Origin of the sequence: Tepidimicrobium xylanilyticum (assembly GCF_900106765.1) — a bacterium.
Lineage (GTDB): Bacteria > Bacillota > Clostridia > Tissierellales > Tepidimicrobiaceae > Tepidimicrobium > Tepidimicrobium xylanilyticum.
Map to the genome: position 1 here is coordinate 1 of NZ_FNNG01000006.1, position 20599 is coordinate 20599.

The window sequence follows — 20599 nt, forward strand, 5'->3', positions numbered from 1 at the left end:
ATATTAAAGACTAAAATGTTTTACAGTAAGAAGTTTAAAACACTTGAAAAATTAAGGGAAAAAATAATTCAATATATAAAATTTTACAATGAAAAAAGATTTCAAAAAGGATTAGGATGCGTGGCTCCTTTAGAATATCGAAACATGCATCCTAATGTGTATAAATTTTAATTAAATTGCTTGTTTACTTGACAAGGGTCAGTTCAATTTCCAGCTCTTTTTCATTAATTCCTAAATTACATGAGAGTATTTGGCATATAATATCAATATTTGATAGATAAAATATGAATTTTTGTAAAGGAATTTAATGAGTATTAAAGAATACTTATATAGGACTGTATATAAGATTGTTTGAAAGGGGTATTATAGTGTTAGAGGTTGATAAGCAATATACTATATCGGAAGTTGCTGAAATAACAGGTTATCCTCCCCATGTACTAAGATACTATGAAAAGGAATTTGAGCTAAAAATTCCTAGAAATGAATCTAACCATAGATTTTATACCTACTTAGAAATAGAACAATTACAATATATAAAATCTCTTCAAGATAAAGGTTTTAGTAATAAACAAATCAAATTAATTCTTAAATCTCCAGAAATAGTGGTAGACACAAATGAAGAAACTGCATTAACTAGCGTAAATCCTCCAGCAATAATAGATGCTATAGAAATAGCTAAAGAAATCAGCTTAAACTTACGAGAATCTTTTTTTGATGAACTTGTTAACGTGTTAAATGATAACAATGGATATAATGTAAAGCTTATAAATGAATTAATGGATGAAATCATAGCATTAAAAAACGAATTAAATAGCAAGGAAAGAGATGTATTAATTTGTGAAAATGCAAAGTTAAAAATGAAGCTTAAGGAAAAATCCTATGAGATTGCAGGTTTAAAAGAAAGAATTAAGAGAATGGAAAATAGCAGAGGGTTTTTACAACGGTTATTTAAAGGCAAATAACACAATATGAATTAATGTGAAGGTAGAGTTGCAAATTCTATAGCCTATTTCGCTATAACGAATGATAAATTGCAATATATAATAATGTATATTACAATATTCAGAAAATTTTCTTGTAATATATTAGTTTATATGATATAATGTTTTTAGCAACTAAAATTTGGAGTTGATTAATATGAGAAAAAGAACTAAACATAACAAATTTAAACTTAAAATGTCTTTTAAAAAATGTGGAGCTATCTCATGTATTAACAATTTTAGTGGATTGTGTTTTCTTGAAAAATGTCAATTTTATGAAAATGTACTTATACAAGAAGATTAGAATAGTGGATTTTATAAATAGCCTATTGACTTCCAATAGGCTATTTATAATGGTATAATATATAGAAGAAATATGCTTTGAAGAGTTTTTTAGTTTTTTGGAAGTATGATATACGATTAACTTAAGGAGGAAAACAAAAGATGAGCAAAAAATATACTATTGTTACCTATGGTTGTCAAATGAATGAACATGATTCAGAAAAAATATCTTGGATATTAGAAAATATGGGTTATATATGGACAGATAGTAAAGAAGATAGCGATTTTATAATATATAATACTTGCTTGGTTAGGGAAAATGCAGAGCTAAAAGTCTATGGTCAATTAGGAGCACTGAAAGAATTGAAAAGAAAAAAACCCGATTTAATTCTTGCTGTTTGCGGTTGTATGATGCAGAGGGAGCCAATTAGAAATGTAATCCTTGAAAAATACAAACATGTAGATATTATATTCGGAACTGGAAATATCCATAAACTACCTCAATTAATAAGTAGGCATTATCAAACAAACGAAACCGTAGTAGATATAGTAGAAGATACCAGAGAGATAATTGAAAACATAGAAGCAAATCGAAAATATACTTTTAAAGCCTATGTGAATATAATGTATGGATGTAATAATTTCTGTACCTATTGTATTGTACCTTATACACGTGGAAGAGAAAGAAGCAGAGAACCAGAAAATATACTAGAGGAAATTAAGAATTTGGCGGAAAATGGATGTAAAGAAATAACTTTATTAGGCCAAAATGTTAATTCCTATGGTAAAACCTTAAGCTATGACTATAACTTTGCTAACCTATTAAAGGATATAAATAAAATTGATGGAATAGAGAGGATAAGGTTTATGACATCCCATCCCAAGGATTTATCTAACGAACTGATCGAAGCCATGGCAGAGTTGGAAAAGGTATGCGAACACTTACATCTACCTGTTCAATCAGGTAGTAGTAAAATATTAAAAGCAATGAATAGAAAATATACAAAAGAAGATTATCTAAATTTAGTTGAAAAAATCAAAACCCGGATTCCAGATATTTCATTATCAACAGATATTATAGTAGGTTTCCCGGGCGAGACAGAGGAAGACTTTAATGAAACTTTAGATTTGGTAAAAAAAGTTGAATATGATTCTGCTTTTACTTTTCTATACTCTATACGCGAAGGAACTATAGCAGCAAAAATGGAAAATCAAATCCCTGATAAAATAAAACATAAAAGGTTTCAACAGTTGATAGATACTTTATATCCAATTTTTTATCAAAAAAATCTAAAGTATGAAAATGAAATTGTAGAAGTGTTAGTTGAAGAAGTAAGTAAAAATAATGAAAAAATATTGTCAGGAAGAACTAGACATGGAAGACTTGTTCATTTTGGGGGCGATAGATCTCTTATCGGTCAGTTAGTAAACGTTAAAATAGATAATGCAAAAACTTTTACTTTAGAAGGACATATTATTTAATACGGAGGGTTAAAACTTGGATAACTTGACGCCAATGATGAAACAATACAAAAAAATCAAGGAAAGGTATAAAGATTCAATCTTATTTTTTAGATTAGGCGATTTCTATGAGATGTTTTTTGACGATGCTATTATAGCATCCAAAGAACTTGAGATCGCCTTGACTCAAAGGGATGCAGGTAACAATTTGAAAGCTCCCATGTGTGGAGTACCTTACCATGTTTCAGATGTATATATTTCAAAATTAGTAAAAAAGGGTTATAAAGTAGCAATTTGCGAACAACTTGAGGACCCTTCTACCGCTAAGGGATTAGTAGAAAGAGACGTTATTCGGGTAGTTACACCAGGCACCATCACAGACACCAATGTTTTAGATGAAAAGAGCAATAATTTTCTAGCTTCAATTTATATGGATAGTTGGGGAGCTGGAATATCCTATGTTGATAGCTCAACAGGTGAAATGTACACCACTGAAGTTTTAATAAAAGATGAAAGAATCATATATGATTTTGTATTGGATGAGTTAGGCAAAATTTCCCCCTCTGAAATAATTTGTAATAGTGACTTTTTAAAGAATAAAAAAATATTAAAGACCATAAAAAACAGAATCAATCCTTATATAAATAGTTACGACACAAAATCCATTGAAGAGGTTGATTGGGAAAAAAATCTTTTATCCCACTTTAAATCAAATGGGTTAGAAGATTTAGGTATAGAAGGTAAAATGTACTGTATTGCATCTGCAGGAAAATTAATCGACTATTTATATAATACTCAAAAAGGTTCGTTAAACCATATAAGCTCATTAGAATACTATGATATAAATGAGTACATGATAATGGATATAAATACTAGAATCAATTTAGAAATTCATGAAACCATTATGACTAGAGAGAAAAAAGGAGCTTTAATATGGTTATTAGATAAGACTTCAACAGCTATGGGGGGTAGACTATTAAAGAATTGGTTAGAACAACCTCTTATTCATATTGACAAAATCAAAAAAAGACAAAAGTTTGTTCAACTCTTTTTGGAAGATATAATTCTAATGGACAAAGTTAAAGATTGCTTAAAGAATATATATGACTTAGAAAGATTGGCAGGGAAAATTTCTTATGGAAATTGTAATGCTAGGGATTTATATTCCTTGAAAATTTCTATTGGTCATATACCTGAGCTGAAGAGTTTATTATTCAATTCTGATAAAAAAGAATTTGTTGAATTAGGAATGGAATTGGATTCTTTACAGGATATTTACCAACTGTTGGATATATCCATAGTAGACAATCCTCCGATTACTCTTAAAGAAGGAGGATTGATAAAATCAGGATACAATAAAGATTTAGATGAATTAAAAAATATTAGCAGGACTGGCAAACAATTGCTTACTAATTTGGAAATAGAGGAAAAAGAAAAGACAGGAATTAAAAATTTAAGAATTGGATTCAATAAAATATCAGGATACTACTTTGAGGTGACCAAATCCTATATAAACTTAGTTCCAGACTATTTCATTAGAAAACAGACTTTAACTAATTCAGAAAGATATCATACAAAAGAATTAAAGGAATTGGAAGCCAAGATTTTAGGTGCAGAAGATAAGATAATTGAAATAGAATATAATCTATTTAACCAAATAAGAGAAAAAGTAAAAATGGAAATAGAAAGGATTCAAGGAATTAGCAAATTAATTTCTCAAATTGATGTATTAAATTCCCTAGCTCAAGTGGCTTATGAAAATAATTATGTAATGCCAAAACTTAACGATAAAGGTATAATAAAAATAATAGAAGGAAGGCATCCGGTTGTAGAAGCTACTTTATCAAATGGTTATTTCGTTCCAAATGATACCTATATGGATAATCATGATAATAAGATCCAGATAATAACTGGCCCTAATATGGCAGGAAAATCCACCTATATGCGCCAAGTAGCAATAATAATTTTAATGGCTCAAATTGGTTCCTTTATACCTGCAAAAGAAGCAGATATATGTATTATTGATAGGATATTCACAAGAATTGGTGCATCTGACAATTTGTCTCAAGGAGAAAGTACCTTTATGGTTGAAATGAATGAAGTAGCAAATATAATTAAGAATGCAACGAAAAATAGTTTGATTATATTAGATGAGGTGGGTAGAGGTACAAGTACTTATGATGGACTAAGCATAGCATGGTCAGTAGTTGAATATATAGCTGAAAACATAGGTGCAAAAACCTTATTCGCAACCCACTATCATGAACTTGTAGATTTAGAAAACAAGTTAAAAGGTGTAAAAAACTTAACCATTTTAGTAGAAGAAAAAGGAGATGAAATTATATTCTTAAGGAAAATAGTAGAAGGCAGTACTAATAAAAGCTATGGAATCCAAGTAGCAAAATTAGCTGGAATTGATAATAAGATTATAGATAGAGCCAATGAGATACTCCAACAAATTGAAAAAAGCAATCTATCCACGCCAAAAAGTAATGTAGTTCAAGAAAATAAACAGTTGAATTTTCTAGATTATAAAAAGGACTATTTTATCGATAAGGTTAAAAATTTAAATGTGAATCATCTAACTCCTATTGAAGCTATAAATATTCTATTTGAGTTGGTAGAAGAAGCCAAAAAACTTAAGGAGAGAGCTTAAAATGAGCAAAATCAAAATATTGGATAGGTCTACAATTCAAAAAATTGCTGCCGGTGAAATAATTGAAAGGCCTTCTTCAGTTGTTAAGGAACTAATTGAAAACTCATTAGATGCTAATGCTGCCAGTATAACCCTAGAAATAAGAAACGGTGGCAAAGATTACATTAGAATTACAGACGACGGCCATGGGTTTAATGAGGATGATCTAAAAATAGCGTTTAAACGGCACACAACTAGCAAATTGAATAATATTGATGATATATATAAAATCATATCCTTTGGTTTCAGAGGGGAAGCCCTTGCTAGCATATCCTCAGTTTCAAGAGTTGAAGTACTTACAAAAACAGAAAATGCTTTACATGGTATTAGGGGCTATGTTGAAAACGAAGAGATTCTAGAAATGATGCCAATAGGATGCCCTAAAGGAACTACAATGATAGTTAAAGACCTGTTTTATAATATCCCAGTAAGAAAGAGTTTTCTAAAAAGCAATACCATAGAAGCCAATTATATTAGCGATATTATATGTAGACTTGCTTTAGGCAATGAGGGCATTTCATTTAAATATATTAAGGATAATAAAGTAATTTTTAATATTTCTAAAGATAATGACCTATTAACAAATATTTACATTTTACTTGGTAGAGAATTTGCTGATAATATGGTGGCAATAAGTTTTGAATCATCCAATATTAGTGTTAGAGGTTATGTATCTAAAAACACTTTCTACAGAAGCAATAGAAATCATCAATACTTGTATGTTAATAATAGGTATGTAAAAAATTATGATATAACAAAATTAATTGAAGAGAAGTATAAATCCATTATACCTATTAATAAATTTCCTGTTTATGTTGTATTTATAGATATAAATCCGTCTTTAATTGATGTAAATATTCATCCAACAAAACAAGAGATAAAGTTCTTAAACTTCCAACAAGTAGCAAATGCTCTTGATAAAGCAATTGATCAAACATTTAACCGTATATTATCCATACCTGAAATCTCTATTGGCAAAGATAAAAGCAAAGAAACTGACGAGCTGCCATTGTTATTTGAAAAAGCTTTTGTTGAAAATAATAACTTGCCTGTAAGGGGAAAAAAATATGAAATTGAAGATTCTCAAGATTGGTTTTTAAAAGATTTTAGCGACTCCATACAAGATAACACCATAAAAGATCATAACGATACTGAGTTAAATATAAATAAAATCAACAATCAACTTAATAAAATAGATAAAAACCCAATATTTGACTCATTAAAGAATTCGAGAATCATAGGTGTCCTTTTTTCTACTTTTATTTTATTAGAAAATGCTCAATTGGAAAAAGCCTTCTTAATTGACCAACATGCTGCTCATGAAAGGATATTATATGAACAGTATAAAAGAGAGTACGAATCTGAAAATGTTATAATCCAGCCACTTTTAGCGCCCGAAATAATCGAACTCAACAACCTTGATTTTGAAATAGTAATAAATAATATAGAATTATTTAATAAGTTAGGTTTTATGGTCGAAGAGTTTAGTAATAATAGCGTTATAATAAGAGGAGTACCTATGTTATTTGGCAAACCCCAAATACGAAGTTTATTTATGGATTTAGCCGATACTATCACAGAGAATATAAGAAGTAGCTATGAAGTAAAATCGGAAAAGATTATGAAAATTGCATGTACAAAAGCAATAAAAAGTGGCGATAATATTAGTGATATAGAAATACAAAGCTTAATAGACCAGTTAAGCAAAGCAAAAAACCCCTATACCTGCCCACATGGAAGACCAACTATCATTGAAATATCAAAAAAAGACATAGAGAAAGAATTTAGTAGAATAATGTAAAGGATGATAGTATTGGATACTAAAAAAAACTTACTTGCTATTGTTGGACCAACTGCTATAGGTAAAACAACATTATCAATTGATTTAGCACAAAAGATAAATGGGGAAATAATATCTGCTGATTCTATGCAAATATATAAATATATGAACATAGGTACAGCAAAAGTTAAGAAAGAAGAAATGGAGAACATTCCTCATTATTTAATTGATATAGTTTATCCTGATGAAGAATTCACTGTAGCAGATTATAAGAAATGTGCTGAGAAATGTATATGTGAAATCAATAAAAGGGGTAAAATTCCTATAGTGGTAGGAGGTTCAGGATTATATCTTAACTCTTTAGTATATGACTTAAATTTTTCAAAAGTAAAACCAAATGAAGAATTTAGAAGAAAATATAATGAACTAGCTGATATATATGGAAATCAATATATTTTTGATGAGTTATATAATGTTGATCAGGCAACTGCTAAACGTATCAATTCTAATGATAGGAAAAGAATAATAAGAGCTCTGGAAATTTATTATGAAACTGGTAAACCCATGTCCAATTATAATTTAAATTTTAGAAAAGAAACCGATAAATACAATTTAGCTATGATTGGATTAACTACGGATAGAGCCACATTATATAATCAAATAAATAGACGTGTTGACCAGATGATCCAAGAAGGATTAATTGACGAAGTAAAAAATTTACTTTCTATGGGATACGACAAAAACCTAGTTTCAATGCAAGCTATTGGGTACAAAGAAATTGTTGAGTATTTAGAAGGTAATATGAATTTAAATGAAGCTATAGAAATACTTAAGAGAAATACTAGGAGATTTGCAAAGCGGCAATTAACATGGTTTAAGCGCGATAAAAGAATACATTGGATAGATGTAACTAGATATAGCTCTGTAGCTGATATTACCGAATACATTATTAACTATATTAAGATAAATGGAAAACTAAAAATTTAAGGAGGGGAATAAGTGAAAAACACCAACAATTTACAAGACATTTATTTAAATCAAGCAAGAAAGAATGGACTTACAATTACTGTTTACTTATTGAATGGATACCAAATTAGGGGCCTAGTTAAGGGATTTGATAATTATACTATTATTGTTGACAGCGAAGGTAAACAACAGCTAATTTATAAACACGCAATATCAACGATAGTTCCAGTAAAACCAATTAATTTTACAGAAAAATCAAAGGCTGAAAATTAATACTAATACAAATGTCTCTGAGCATTTCAGAGGCTTTTGTATTTAAATACTATTAGAAAGGAAATAAAAATGAAAGAGTTGACAGTAAATTTATTATGTAAACTTTATGGCTTGGATGAAAAAATAATAAAATTCGTTGATGATAAGGAAAGATTACTTAAAGACAAATTTAATTATATTGATGAAATTAGAGAATATAATCAATATAAGGTAATTAGAAAAATTCAAGAATCAAAGTTGAGCTCTACAGATTTTAATTGGACCACCGGATACGGATATGGTGATATAGGAAGAGATAAGGTTGAAGAAATCTATTCTTTAATTTTTAACACAGAAGATGCGCTGGTAAGGCCTATTATTGTTTCTGGAACACATGCAATTACTCTAACCCTATCCGGTTTATTAAGGCCTAATGATGAATTTATCTCCATCTCTGGAACTCCATATGATACATTACTAAAAGTAATTGGCGTAAAAGGAAAGGAAAAAGGTACTTTATTAGAATATGGAATAAAATATAAGGAAGTTCCTTTAAAAAATGGAAGAATTGATGTAGATAGGGTTGTAAAGTGCATTTCTAGTAGTACTAAACTGTTGCTAATACAAAGGTCCACTGGTTATAGCGACAGGAAAGCTATAACTATAGATGAAATGAAAAGGGCTATAAAAATAATTAAAGAAAAGTATAAAAATATAATCATAATGGTAGACAATTGTTATGGTGAATTTGTTGAAATAAAGGAACCAACAGAAGTTGGAGCAGATATAATGGCAGGATCTTTAATAAAAAATCCAGGAGGAGGTATAGCTCTTACCGGAGGTTATATAGTTGGAAAATCTGAACTTGTTGAGCAAATTTCAAACAGAAGTACTGCACCTGGTCTAGGAAAGGATTGCGGTTTAACATTCGGAACTACCAGATCTACATTACAAGGTCTTTTCGTGGCTCCACATGTTGTGGCAGAAGCATTAAAAGGAGCATTATTAGTAGGTATGGTTTATAAAGAATTGGGTTTTGAAATTGTACCAGATATAGACGATACTAGAAGTGATATAATACAAGCCGTAAAATTCGATTCTCCTGATAGAGTCATAGAGTTCTGCAAAGGCATTCAAGAAGCTGCAATAGTAGATTCCTATGTAACCCCGGTTCCTTGGGATATGCCCGGTTATCAAGATAAAGTAATCATGGCATCTGGAGGATTTATAGATGGTTCTTCAATAGAATTAAGTGCTGATGCACCAATGAGAGAACCATATTACGCCTATTTTCAAGGTGGATTAACATACCAACATTGTAAACTTGGAGTTATGAAGTCATTAAACAACCTTTATCACAACAATTTAATAAATAAAAATAAGCTAACTACGTAGTTAGCTTATTTTTATTATGGGAAATATTAAAACTTTCTGTATAATCCTATAACCTTACCTAATATGGTTACTTCTTTAGCTAATATTGGCGACATAGCCTCATTTTCTGGTTGCAAGCGAATATAATCTTTTTCCTTATAAAACCTTTTAACTGTAGCTTCATCTCCTAATAATGCCACTACAATATCTCCATTTATAGCATCATTCTGTTGCTTTACTAGAACATAATCGCCATCAAGAATACCAGCATCAACCATACTATCTCCTTGTATTTTAAGCATAAAAAGGGGACCACGTTCTGCAATTTCAATGGGTACTGGAAAAGTATCTTCAATATGTTCTACAGCTAAAATAGGTTGACCAGCAGTAACTTTACCTAATATAGGGACATCTACAGTCTTTTTGGACGTAAATAAAGAATCTTCCTCCTTATCTAAGACTTCAATTGCCCTTGGTTTAGTTGGATCCTTTCTGATATAACCTTTAGTTTCTAGTTTTTCTAAATGTCTATGGACAGTAGAAGTAGATTTCAAGTTAACGCCTTTGCAAATCTCTCTTACAGATGGGGGATAGCCATTCTTTTGGATTTGACTTTTAATAAAATGTAAAATTTCAAATTGGACTTGATTTAAATCTTCATACATAAAATCACCTCACAATAATAAACTCAATATAGAAACAAAATTAAACTATGTAGTAACTAATTCTAAATTTATCTTATTATATCATAAATATAAAGATATTTCAAACATTAGTTCTTTTTTGTTTTTTCTATTGACAACGAACTTATGTTTTTATAAAATATAATCAGAACATGAGTTCAGAACGGTTGTGCGAGGTGGTGTATATGAATAGATTAGGTTATAAGATAACAAATAAAAGAAGGTTTTATACGTTTTTGATCATCTTGCTAACTATACCATTAATAATTATAGCTATATTTAGTAATCAAAAAAGAGTATATAGTTCTACTTATGATAGCTTATATAAGGAAGTGTTGGTTAAAGAAGGGGATACTTTGTGGAAAATAGCCATTGAAAATATGCCATCCAATTATGACGTAAGAAAAATGGTATATGAGATAAAAGAGTTCAATCAGATAATAGATAGCAATATCTATCCTGGAGACGTAATAAAAGTACCCATCAAATATGCTCCCGATAAATAGCAGGTACCTTAGTTAAGATGCCTGCTATTTGTTTTTAGAATTAGGATTAGCTTTTCCAAGAGGATTGCTTTTAACAGCAGCTCTTAATCTTTCATCATCAATATGTGTATATATTTGAGTTGTAGATACATTTTCATGGCCCAATATGGCTTGCAACGCTCTAATATCTACATTACCATGCTTGTACATTAAAGTAGCAGCAGTATGTCTAAGTTTATGGGTAGAATAGACATTAGTATCAAACCCAGCCTTTTCAAGATATCTATCAATCATATGTTGTATAGCCCTATTGCTCATTCTCTTTTTTCTCATGCTCAAAAAAAGAGCTTCTTTATCAGTGCTATCTTTTGGCCTCACAGCAATATAATCCTTTAAGGCATCAATACAAGCTTCATTCAAGTAAATAGTCCTTTCTTTATTGCCTTTCCCAATAACTGTTAGAGTATCATCTTTGATTTTAGTAATATTAATACTAGATAGTTCTGATAACCTTAAACCGCAGTTTAAAAACAACATCACAATTGCATAATCCCTTTTTCTAAAAAATTCATTTTTATTATCTAAGATAGTTTTCAATAACCTTTCCGATTCCTCTAAAGTTAAATAGATAGGTTGTCTTATATTGGTTTTTGGGAACTCAAGCCCAACTGCAGGATTCTTGTCAATTAAATTGACTTTTAAATGAAGGTAATCAAAAAAAGACCTTAAACTCGCAACTTTTCTAGATTTAGCAAAATTTCCATTATCCCTATATTTGTCTACATAAGAGATGAAAGAGTGGAGGTCTTGTAAATTTATTTTCTTAATCAAATCAATATCTACGTCACTAATATCTATTTCTTCAAACGGTATATCTTTATCTACAAGTTTATATCTTAATTTAATATATCTAAAAAAAGTTCTTAAGTCAAAGAAATACTCCTTTGTAGTGTTATAAGAAGTACCTTTAATGGTTTCCATATAATTTAGATAATCTTCAAGTAATAGCGGTATTTTGTTCATTTTATCCCTCTTTTCTGTATGTTTTATATAAATAGTCACAAAATACATATTTTGTGACTATTTATATATTCGATATTAAAATAAAAAATCCTTCTTTTAAAATATAATTTCTATGTATAATACCAAAACAAAATTACAGTTAAACCATCAAAAACGACCTTCAAAATTGAGCCATAATTGATTTGAATTTGATTTATTGACTTTCTACCGATGATACTATACAAAAGCCTTATATCGTAAATTTAGAGACCTATGATTTTTCTATTAATTCTAAAATATATAAAAACGACTATAGTTTATCGTCCGTTATTTTTAGATTATAAGGTTAATATAATTATTTTATGTAAACTTTTTTATTTTAAAACTTTATTTCTTATATTAATTGCATTTATAAAATAAATAAAATATTAAATTACAATTTTATATTATTCAAATTCAAGGATGTCAAAACTATTTTCTAATAAATCTATAAAAAGTACTTTTCCCCTTAAAAGATCGCCTCTTCTTAATAGAATTTTTATTACCTCTGCAACTTCTATGGAAGCGATTAACGCTGGTGTAAAGGAAGGATTTCCCAGTCTCTTTTCAATCCCTCTATCCAATTTGATATCATTAGGATATAGGTAATCTAAAGTATTGTCATTAGGAAAAATAGTTGTAACTTGACCATAAAAGCCTCCAATAGCGCCATGTACCATTGGTATATTTAGCTTTGCTGCGCTAGATTGAATCAGTTTTCTAGTTTTTATATTATCTAAAGCATCTACTATTATATCATGCCCTTTAAGTAGAAATAAGGAATTAGATTCATTAATCATAACATTTACTGATTCTATATTTATAAGAGGATTCACCAATTCTATTCTCTTTTTAGCTTCTTCCGATTTGCTTTTCCCTATATTTTTACTATGGCTAAATAATTGTCTATTTAAGTTAGTTTCATCAAACACATCACCATCTATTGCTGTAATTGACCCTACTCCAATCCTTGCTAATAATTCTATTATATATCCCCCAAGACCTCCGCATCCAACGACACATACTTTGCTTTTTTCCAAAATCTTCATCTCATCTGCCGTTATTGCCTCCATATTCCTAGCGTATCTTTTCATCCTATATCACCTCACAATATTATATGTACGATATATATTTTATATAATTATCGAAAGAGGTTTACATAATATATTTATGTAAACCTCTCTGATAAAGTTATTATAACACTTGAATATATAGTGCCTTTATATGTGAAGATCGTCTGCTGCAAAAGCAATAATATAAAATTAATTTCTTTCAATAATCTCTTCAATTCTGTTTAATCCTTCTTTTATATTTTCCATTGAAGTGGCATAAGATAATCTAATATAATCATCATCTCCAAATCCTATTCCTGGGATTACCGCTACTCTGGCTTTATCAAGTAAAACCTTAGCAAAGTCTAAGGAACTATTGACCTGAATTCCATCTATAGTTTTACCTTTAATCTGAGTAATATTTACCATTATATAAAAAGCTCCCTTTGGCTTTCTACAACTTAAACCTTTTATTGAGTTGATTTTTTCCACCATATAATCTCTTCTTCTTTTGAACTCTTCTTTCATCCTATATACTTCTGATTGATCTCCTAATAAACCTACTACGCTGGCATATTGAGAAATGGAACAGGGATTAGAAGTTGTATGACTTTGAATATTATTCATAACCTTTGCAATTTGCTCATTTGCTGCTGTAAAACCAATCCTCCATCCAGGCATAGCATAAGCTTTTGACATTCCATTTATTACTATGGTTAGCTCCTTTATCTCAGGATTCATCGAAGCAATGCTAACATGTTTTCCATCATAGACTAATTTTTCATATATTTCATCTGAAATTACTATTATATTATTTTTTACTGCCCAATCAGCAATCATTTTTAATTCCTCTTCCTCATAAATAGATCCTGTCGGATTGCCAGGGCTGTTCAATATTAAAGCCTTTGTTTTCTCTGTTAAAACTTTATCTAACTTTTCAACTGTGAACTTAAAATTTTCTTCCTCATTCGTATTTATGTATACCGGAACGCCTCCAGCTATTTTTATTAATTCTGGATAGCTTACCCAATATGGCACTCCTATGATTACTTCATCTCCTGGATTTAATATGGCAAGCAAGGCATTATATATTGAATGTTTAGCTCCATTAGATATAACTATATTTTTTGGAGTATAATCTAGGTTATTATCATCCTTGAATTTTTTGCAGATTGCCTTTTTTAGTTCTTCTATTCCAGAAGCTGGAGTATACCTAGTTAATCCTTCATTTATGGCTCTAATACCTTCATTTCTAATATTTTCAGGAGTATTAAAATCTGGTTCTCCTGCCCCAAATCCAATGACATCTATTCCCTCCGCTTTCATTGCTTTAGCTTTTGCTGTGATTTCTAATGTTACTGACGGGGAAATACTTAATCCTTTTTCAGATAAAATTAAATCCATTATATCCCTCCTATTTTAATTCAATTATCATAAATACCAAAATTATGCGTCAACTCCATATATATCTTTTAAAACACTCTTCAATATAAATAGCGAGTCTTCAAAGCCTGTCTTATATTGAAGTAAAATTATCTTATAATGTTTATATCCTTCATCGGTAATACGATATCTCCTTATAGATCTCTTATCAGGTTCCTCCCACCAACCAGTTACATATCCTTTTTCTTCTAAATCCCTTAAAAGAGGATAAACCATTCCAGGACTTGGTATCCATTTATTATTTAACCTCTTTTTTATCTCCTCTATAATTTCATTACCATAATAGCTTCTCTCTTTTAACAAATGGAGTATATATAGTTTAACAAAGGAAGTAGTGCTAATTATCGAAGGAAATTGTCTATTTCTTTCACTTTTATAATGAGTCAATTAAATCCTCCTTCTCATCATAGGAATATGATTGATATTTACGTAATACTTACCTAATAGATAATCTCCATCTATTATGCGTCCATGACAGTCAGAACCACCAGTTGCTATAAGATCACTATTATCGCAAATTTGTAATAAAAAATCAATATTATTTTTCGTATGTTTTGAATGGATTACTTCAAGCCCATCAATTCCCTTTTCTATACAGTAGAATAAAGTTTCTTGGCTTCTTAAAAGGCCTGGATGTGCTAAAATGGCTATTCCATCTAAATCATGTATTAGATCTATAGCTTCAACTATAGATAAAGTTTCTCTTTCAATATATGCAGGCATGCCTCTATTTAATAATCTATCAAAAGCTTCTTCTATACTATTAACATAGCCCCGATTCACTAGAGCTTGAGCAATATGTGGTCTTCCAATGTAATCCTTCCTAGTTAGCTTTTGGACTTCTTCTAAAGTCAATTCCATGCCTAAATCATTTATTCTTTCTACCATTTTGATGCCTCTTATAACTCGATTTATTCTCAATTGCTCTGTTACATCCATTATATCCTTTGATTTATAGTCAAAAAAATATCCCAGCAGATGCACCTCTTCATCATTATGAATACAACCTAATTCAATACCAGGTATAACTATTATTTTATTAATTCTCTTACTATAATTAATAGCAGCTTCAATTCCTAAAACGGTATCATGGTCTGTTATAGCAATGCCATCTATTCCTTTGATAATAGCTAAATTCACTACCTCTGTAGGTGAAAATAATCCATCTGAATAATTGGTATGAACGTGTAAATCAAATATCATAGCAATTTCTCCTCTAATTTACTAACTATATTATATACAATTATTTGTTTATCTATCAAGAATATTCAAATGTATTATAAAAATAAAAAACCTACTGAAAACTAGTAGGTTTTTTTATTGAGTTCTTTTAACTTTATCTAGGCTCAACAATTAATTTAATAGCTGTCCTTTCTTCTCCGTCGATCTCAATGTCCGTAAATGCAGGTATACAAATTAGATCAATACCGCTAGGTGCAACAAATCCTCTCGCTATGGCTACTGCTTTTACTGCTTGATTTAATGCACCTGCTCCAATAGCTTGGATTTCTGCACTACCTTTCTCTCTTAAAACTCCAGCTAGAGCACCCGCTACAGAATTTGGGCTTGATTTTGCTGATACTTTTAATACATCCATTATAACATCCCCCTTAAGATTTTCACTATCTAGGCTCAACAATTAATTTAATAGCTGTCCTTTCTTCTCCGTCGATCTCAATGTCCGTAAATGCAGGTATACAAATTAGATCAATACCGCTAGGTGCAACAAATCCTCTCGCTATGGCTACTGCTTTTACTGCTTGATTTAATGCACCTGCTCCAATAGCTTGGATTTCTGCACTACCTTTCTCTCTTAAAACTCCAGCTAGAGCTCCTGCTACAGAATTTGGGCTTGATTTTGCTGATACTTTTAATACATCCATTATAACATCCCCCTCTAAATTATATTATTAATATATTATAAGTCTATATTTATTATTCTACAGATAAAATTAAAATCCTCTTTTAATTTAAATTTTTTTGCAAAAAATATGCGAACTTAATATTAAATAGCTCCTTTTATTTATTTTGCATATTCTATTGCTCTAGTTTCTCTTATTACATTAACTTTAATTTGACCAGGATAATCTAATTCAGCTTCAATTCTTTTAACAATATCTCTAGCTGTTAAAACTATTTCGTCATCTCCAATATCTTCAGGTTTAACCATTATTCTCAATTCGCGGCCTGCTTGAATTGCATAAGACTTTTCAATTCCCTCAAATGAATTGGCGATTTCTTCTAACTTCTCCAATCTTTTTATATAAGCTTCTAAAGTTTCTCTACGTGCACCTGGTCTAGCAGCAGAAATAGCATCTGCAGCTTGTACCAACACAGCTTCTACAGTGGTTGGCTCAATATCTCCATGGTGTGCAGCGATACAATGTATCACTTCCTTAGACTCTTTATACTTTTTAGCCAATTCTACTCCTATATCAACATGGGGACCTTCTACTTCATGGTCTACTGCTTTGCCTATGTCATGCAATAGGCCTGCTCTTTTAGCTAGTTTTACATCGGCACCTAGCTCTGCAGCCATTAAGCCTGCTAAATAAGATACTTCTATAGAATGTTTTAATACGTTTTGTCCATAACTAGTTCTAAATTTTAGCCTACCCAACAACTTTATTAATTCAGGATGAATGCCATGATTGCCTGTGTCAAAAGCAGCTTGCTCTCCTTCTTCTCTAATAACATTTTCTACTTCTCTTTTTGCTCTTTCAACCATTTCTTCGATTCTAGCTGGATGAATCCTACCATCTACTATTAATTTCTCCAAAGCAATTCTTGCTACTTCTCTCCTAATAGGATCAAATCCCGATAATACCACTGCTTCAGGGGTATCATCTATTATTAAATCGATACCCGTTAAAGTTTCCAATGTCCTAATATTTCTACCTTCCCTACCAATAATTCTACCTTTCATCTCATCGTTAGGTAGAGCTACTACAGTTACAGTAGATTCGGTTACATGATCAACAGCACATCTTTGAATAGCACAAGAAATGATTTTTCTTGCTTTTTTCTCTGATTCCTCTTTAACTTTATTTTCCATTTCTTTTATAAGAACTGCAGATTCGTGAGCTATCTCCTTTTTAATATCATTTAATAATATTTCTTTTGCCTCTTCGCTAGTAAGACCTGAAAGCCTTTCCAATTCCTCTACTTGCTTAGTATATAGTTCATCTATAAGATCTTCCTTTTCTTCTAGCTCTTTGGTCTTTTTATTAAGGACATCTTCCTTTTTTTCCAAGGATTCCATTTTTCTATCTATAGATTCTTCTTTCTGTAGCAAACGCTTTTCTTGCTTTTGAATCTCAGTTCTTCTTTCTCTAATTTCACGGTCATAATCTATTCTCATTTTATGAATTTCTTCCTTAGCCTCTAAAAGAATCTCTTTTTTACGGGTTTCTGCATCCCTATTTGCATCTTCGATAATTCTTTTGGCTAATTCTTCAGCATTTCCTATTTTTCTTTCACCGATGGTTTTTCTTATTAAAAAACCAATTACGACTCCTACAATAGCAATTAAAATATTAATTATTAGATTACCAATAACGATGCACCTCCTATTCTATTAAGTTTTCAAGTTTCATACCACATATCCTTTTCAAATGACTATAACATAATCATTAGGTAAAAATATAAACCGATTGACCTTAATTTTCGGCTTATACTGTATTCATATACATATAGGTACGATTACATTTTATTACTTTTAATTAAATATGTCAAGTGGATTAATTAGATGTTAACTTCTCTACAACGCTCTCAGTCCCTTTCATCCCAACTCTATAAGCATTTGTAGCAATGGAAGAAAGGTGATTGTTATGGGTAACCATTATAATCTGTCTTTCGAACAATTCTGAGGTTTGTTTTAAAAAATCAGCTACATTAAAAATATACTCTTCACTTACGTGTTTAGCAGGCTCGTCTAAAATTAAAGGGCCATCAATTCTAGGTTTATGAATCTGCAAAAAAGCTATACGTAATGCCAAAGAAATGATATCAACTACTCCTCCCCCTCTAGATAATTCTGGTTTGTTTTTTATTACAGTATCGTCATGTTTAGTGACAACAAAAAACTCAGCATTTGGTTTTCCATACAATTCTTCAATTTCTATTTTAAATTCAATATTACTTTCAAAAATATACTGTAAACAATTAGTCACTAAGGATTCTACTTGTATTTTTGCTTGATTTCTCGCAAACTCTGAAGTTTTTTGCAATAAAAGGCTAGCCTTTTCTATTAGGTCCATCTCTTTTTTAATATCCTCTATTATCTTGTTATGCTCTTTTATTTGTTCAAGTATTTTTTCCTTTTTACCTAATTCTTTAGAAATATAAGATTCTATATTAGAAATGTAATTATCAAGATCATCATAACTATTTATCATAATATCACTTCTTTTCTAAAATATCCTTTGGTAATAATTGATTTGCTTCCTTAAATAATTCATCAATTTCAGCTTGTAATTTCTTTATCTCTTCTTCTAAATTCTCTGGGTTAACCCCTAATTCTTCAAGCTCCTTAATCAATTCTTGTTTCTGGTTATTTAGCTGTTCCAGTCTTGCTTCTGCCTTATATTTTAAGCTCTTTGCTCTCTCCAAATTATTTCTTAAATTATTAAGTTCCTTCTCGTAATCCATAGTTTCCCTCCTATCTAAAGTTTTCGATTATCTCTTCAATTTTATTTCTATCTATACTACTAAAACATAGAGGACAAACCTTCAGTTCTGTCAACAAGGTTTTATAACGATTTAATTGAGAATTGAGTCTTTCTTCTAATTCTTTTAAATTTTTTTCAGTATCTAGTTTAGTTATATTAATTTTATTATATCTATCATAACAATCTAGTAAAGACTTTAATCTACTATATTTATTTTCTAGCGTATCTTTTAACATCAATAACCTATCTATTTGAGATAGTTTGTCTAAGAAATTTTCACCTATGGCTATGCTTTTGTTAATGCTATCTAATTTAGCCTTTGTGCTCATCAGCTGTGTCATTTTTTCGTAGCTACTTTTAGCTATTTCAATATTAAATCTGACTTTTTCTATTTCCCTTAAGAATTTCAATATCTGGTTATTATATATTATCTTCTTATTAGCTTCCTTTAAAAGTTTGCTAATTCTATCCAATTTGATCATTCTGTCAATATATGAAGATAAAAGGTTATTTATTTCTGAACATCTGTCAACGCCCTTTAATCCTTGGATTATAGCTTTATTGATGGCGATATCTCTATTAATAGCTTCTAATCTACTATACTTATTAAAAATAGAGTTAAAGTTATTAATTTTATTACTTAATTTCCTTTCAATCTCTTTCATTTCATCTATATTTTTTAATTTATTTAAGTATTCCTTTATAAATAAAATCTCCTCACTTATTTCTTTTAAACTATCAGATATTTCAATTAGTCTATTTAACCTTACTTGTGAGTTATAAATGCTACTCTTTATTTTGATTAAATTATCCTTAATTTCAATTAATGAATCTAAATAATCATACTCAGCTAATTCGATTTGCAATTTCTTCAACATCTCTTCTAAATTTTTCTTTTTAAGATTCAAGTTTCTTATATCTTTTAATGTATCTTTAATAGCATCATCTATAATATGAACTCCAACTAGCCTGCCAATGGCATTAGCTTTAGCAGAGTTTTTTTCTGAAAGCAAAAAGGGTCCTTCTAATTGTTCAGATATATTAATTAAATTGGATTGATCCCCATCTAACGATATTTTTCTCATCGATATTTGATCGATTATTTCTTTAGGAACTTTGGTTCCAAATCCTTCAAATATGGTTTTCTCTCCTTGACTATTATATAGATAATAAGAATTTTTGCTTTTACTCCTATACCTTTTAATTTTTGTATTATCGCTAAAAATAACAGTTACACTACAGTCCTTTTCTCCTTCTCTAATGAAAAAATCTCCAGATGGCTCATTGAATAAAGCCCATCTTAGTCCTCTGATGATTGCTGTTTTCCCATGATCTGAAGGACCTACTATTACATTTAGGTATGGATCTAATTCTATTTCCGTATATTTGTGAGATTGAAAATTTTCCAATATTATTTTCTTTATATATTTCATTT

Annotated in this window: 21 protein-coding genes; 9 read left to right on the forward strand and 12 right to left on the reverse strand. The window is 29.9% G+C overall.

Going from position 1 to position 20599, the window contains the following annotated elements; genetic code table 11:
- The 8 genes from BLV68_RS16285 (at nucleotide 1) to BLV68_RS07545 (ending at nucleotide 9811) form a co-directional block, all read left to right on the forward strand.
- Nucleotides 1-171: an IS3 family transposase gene (locus tag BLV68_RS16285; protein ID WP_407702352.1), complete on the forward strand. Its 171-nt coding sequence runs from the start codon at nucleotides 1-3 to the stop codon at nucleotides 169-171.
- A gap of 197 nt (nucleotides 172-368) precedes the next feature.
- Nucleotides 369-962 carry a MerR family transcriptional regulator gene (locus BLV68_RS07515; protein ID WP_234949856.1) on the forward strand — a complete coding sequence of 198 codons (594 nt, stop codon included), beginning with the start codon at nucleotides 369-371 and terminating at the stop codon, nucleotides 960-962.
- A 462-nt stretch (nucleotides 963-1424) separates the two neighbouring features.
- Nucleotides 1425-2744 (forward strand): tRNA (N6-isopentenyl adenosine(37)-C2)-methylthiotransferase MiaB, encoded by a 1320-nt coding sequence (miaB, locus tag BLV68_RS07520; protein ID WP_093752454.1) that lies wholly within the window; start codon nucleotides 1425-1427, stop codon nucleotides 2742-2744.
- A 16-nt stretch (nucleotides 2745-2760) separates the two neighbouring features.
- Nucleotides 2761-5379, forward strand: coding sequence for a DNA mismatch repair protein MutS (mutS, locus tag BLV68_RS07525; RefSeq protein WP_093752456.1), 2619 nt, complete (start codon nucleotides 2761-2763; stop codon nucleotides 5377-5379).
- 1 nt (nucleotide 5380) lies between these two features.
- Nucleotides 5381-7219: a DNA mismatch repair endonuclease MutL gene (gene mutL / locus BLV68_RS07530; RefSeq protein ID WP_093752458.1), complete on the forward strand. Its 1839-nt coding sequence runs from the start codon at nucleotides 5381-5383 to the stop codon at nucleotides 7217-7219.
- A 12-nt stretch (nucleotides 7220-7231) separates the two neighbouring features.
- Nucleotides 7232-8185 (forward strand): tRNA (adenosine(37)-N6)-dimethylallyltransferase MiaA, encoded by a 954-nt coding sequence (gene miaA, locus BLV68_RS07535; protein ID WP_200773698.1) that lies wholly within the window; start codon nucleotides 7232-7234, stop codon nucleotides 8183-8185.
- Nucleotides 8186-8197: 12 nt separating this feature from the next.
- Nucleotides 8198-8437, forward strand: coding sequence for an RNA chaperone Hfq (gene hfq, locus BLV68_RS07540; protein ID WP_093752462.1), 240 nt, complete (start codon nucleotides 8198-8200; stop codon nucleotides 8435-8437).
- A 69-nt stretch (nucleotides 8438-8506) separates the two neighbouring features.
- Complete coding sequence (locus BLV68_RS07545; RefSeq protein ID WP_093752464.1) at nucleotides 8507-9811, forward strand: methionine gamma-lyase family protein; 1305 nt, start codon at nucleotides 8507-8509, stop codon at nucleotides 9809-9811.
- Between the two features lie 26 nt (nucleotides 9812-9837).
- On the opposite strand, the gene lexA is transcribed toward BLV68_RS07545, so the two are convergent.
- The gene (gene lexA / locus BLV68_RS07550) at nucleotides 9838-10455 is read right to left on the reverse strand and encodes a transcriptional repressor LexA (protein WP_093752466.1); all 618 of its coding nucleotides are present in this window, start codon (nucleotides 10453-10455) and stop codon (nucleotides 9838-9840) included.
- Nucleotides 10456-10658: 203 nt separating this feature from the next.
- Here lexA and yneA point away from each other — a divergent pair, with 203 nt between their 5' ends.
- The gene (gene yneA / locus BLV68_RS07555; RefSeq protein WP_159428647.1) at nucleotides 10659-10979 is read left to right on the forward strand and encodes a cell division suppressor protein YneA; all 321 of its coding nucleotides are present in this window, start codon (nucleotides 10659-10661) and stop codon (nucleotides 10977-10979) included.
- 24 nt (nucleotides 10980-11003) lie between these two features.
- Here the strand turns inward: yneA and BLV68_RS07560 are convergent, their stop codons facing one another.
- From BLV68_RS07560 to BLV68_RS07610, 11 genes are all read right to left on the reverse strand, one after another.
- Entirely contained in the window at nucleotides 11004-11981 is a 978-nt protein-coding gene (locus tag BLV68_RS07560; protein WP_093752470.1) for a tyrosine recombinase XerC, read from the reverse strand.
- A 425-nt stretch (nucleotides 11982-12406) separates the two neighbouring features.
- Complete coding sequence (locus BLV68_RS07565) at nucleotides 12407-13093, reverse strand: HesA/MoeB/ThiF family protein (RefSeq protein WP_093752472.1); 687 nt, start codon at nucleotides 13091-13093, stop codon at nucleotides 12407-12409.
- Between the two features lie 168 nt (nucleotides 13094-13261).
- The gene (locus tag BLV68_RS07570; RefSeq protein ID WP_093752474.1) at nucleotides 13262-14455 is read right to left on the reverse strand and encodes a pyridoxal phosphate-dependent aminotransferase; all 1194 of its coding nucleotides are present in this window, start codon (nucleotides 14453-14455) and stop codon (nucleotides 13262-13264) included.
- Nucleotides 14456-14497: 42 nt separating this feature from the next.
- Nucleotides 14498-14881 carry a PadR family transcriptional regulator gene (locus BLV68_RS07575; RefSeq protein WP_093752476.1) on the reverse strand — a complete coding sequence of 128 codons (384 nt, stop codon included), beginning with the start codon at nucleotides 14879-14881 and terminating at the stop codon, nucleotides 14498-14500.
- Nucleotides 14882-15697 carry a PHP domain-containing protein gene (locus tag BLV68_RS07580; protein WP_093752478.1) on the reverse strand — a complete coding sequence of 272 codons (816 nt, stop codon included), beginning with the start codon at nucleotides 15695-15697 and terminating at the stop codon, nucleotides 14882-14884.
- 133 nt (nucleotides 15698-15830) lie between these two features.
- A complete protein-coding gene (locus tag BLV68_RS07585) occupies nucleotides 15831-16091 on the reverse strand; it encodes a stage V sporulation protein S (RefSeq protein WP_093752480.1) in 261 nt (86 codons plus the stop codon).
- 25 nt (nucleotides 16092-16116) lie between these two features.
- Nucleotides 16117-16377: a stage V sporulation protein S gene (locus BLV68_RS07590; protein WP_093752480.1), complete on the reverse strand. Its 261-nt coding sequence runs from the start codon at nucleotides 16375-16377 to the stop codon at nucleotides 16117-16119.
- Nucleotides 16378-16517: 140 nt separating this feature from the next.
- Nucleotides 16518-18056, reverse strand: a complete 1539-nt coding sequence (gene rny, locus BLV68_RS07595) for a ribonuclease Y (RefSeq protein ID WP_093752482.1) — start codon at nucleotides 18054-18056, stop codon at nucleotides 16518-16520.
- Between the two features lie 178 nt (nucleotides 18057-18234).
- The gene (locus tag BLV68_RS07600) at nucleotides 18235-18891 is read right to left on the reverse strand and encodes an ATPase (protein ID WP_093752484.1); all 657 of its coding nucleotides are present in this window, start codon (nucleotides 18889-18891) and stop codon (nucleotides 18235-18237) included.
- Nucleotides 18892-18895: 4 nt separating this feature from the next.
- Nucleotides 18896-19144: a hypothetical protein gene (locus tag BLV68_RS07605; protein ID WP_093752486.1), complete on the reverse strand. Its 249-nt coding sequence runs from the start codon at nucleotides 19142-19144 to the stop codon at nucleotides 18896-18898.
- Between the two features lie 10 nt (nucleotides 19145-19154).
- Complete coding sequence (locus BLV68_RS07610; protein WP_093752488.1) at nucleotides 19155-20597, reverse strand: AAA family ATPase; 1443 nt, start codon at nucleotides 20595-20597, stop codon at nucleotides 19155-19157.
- Nucleotides 20598-20599: the final 2 nt, after the last annotated feature.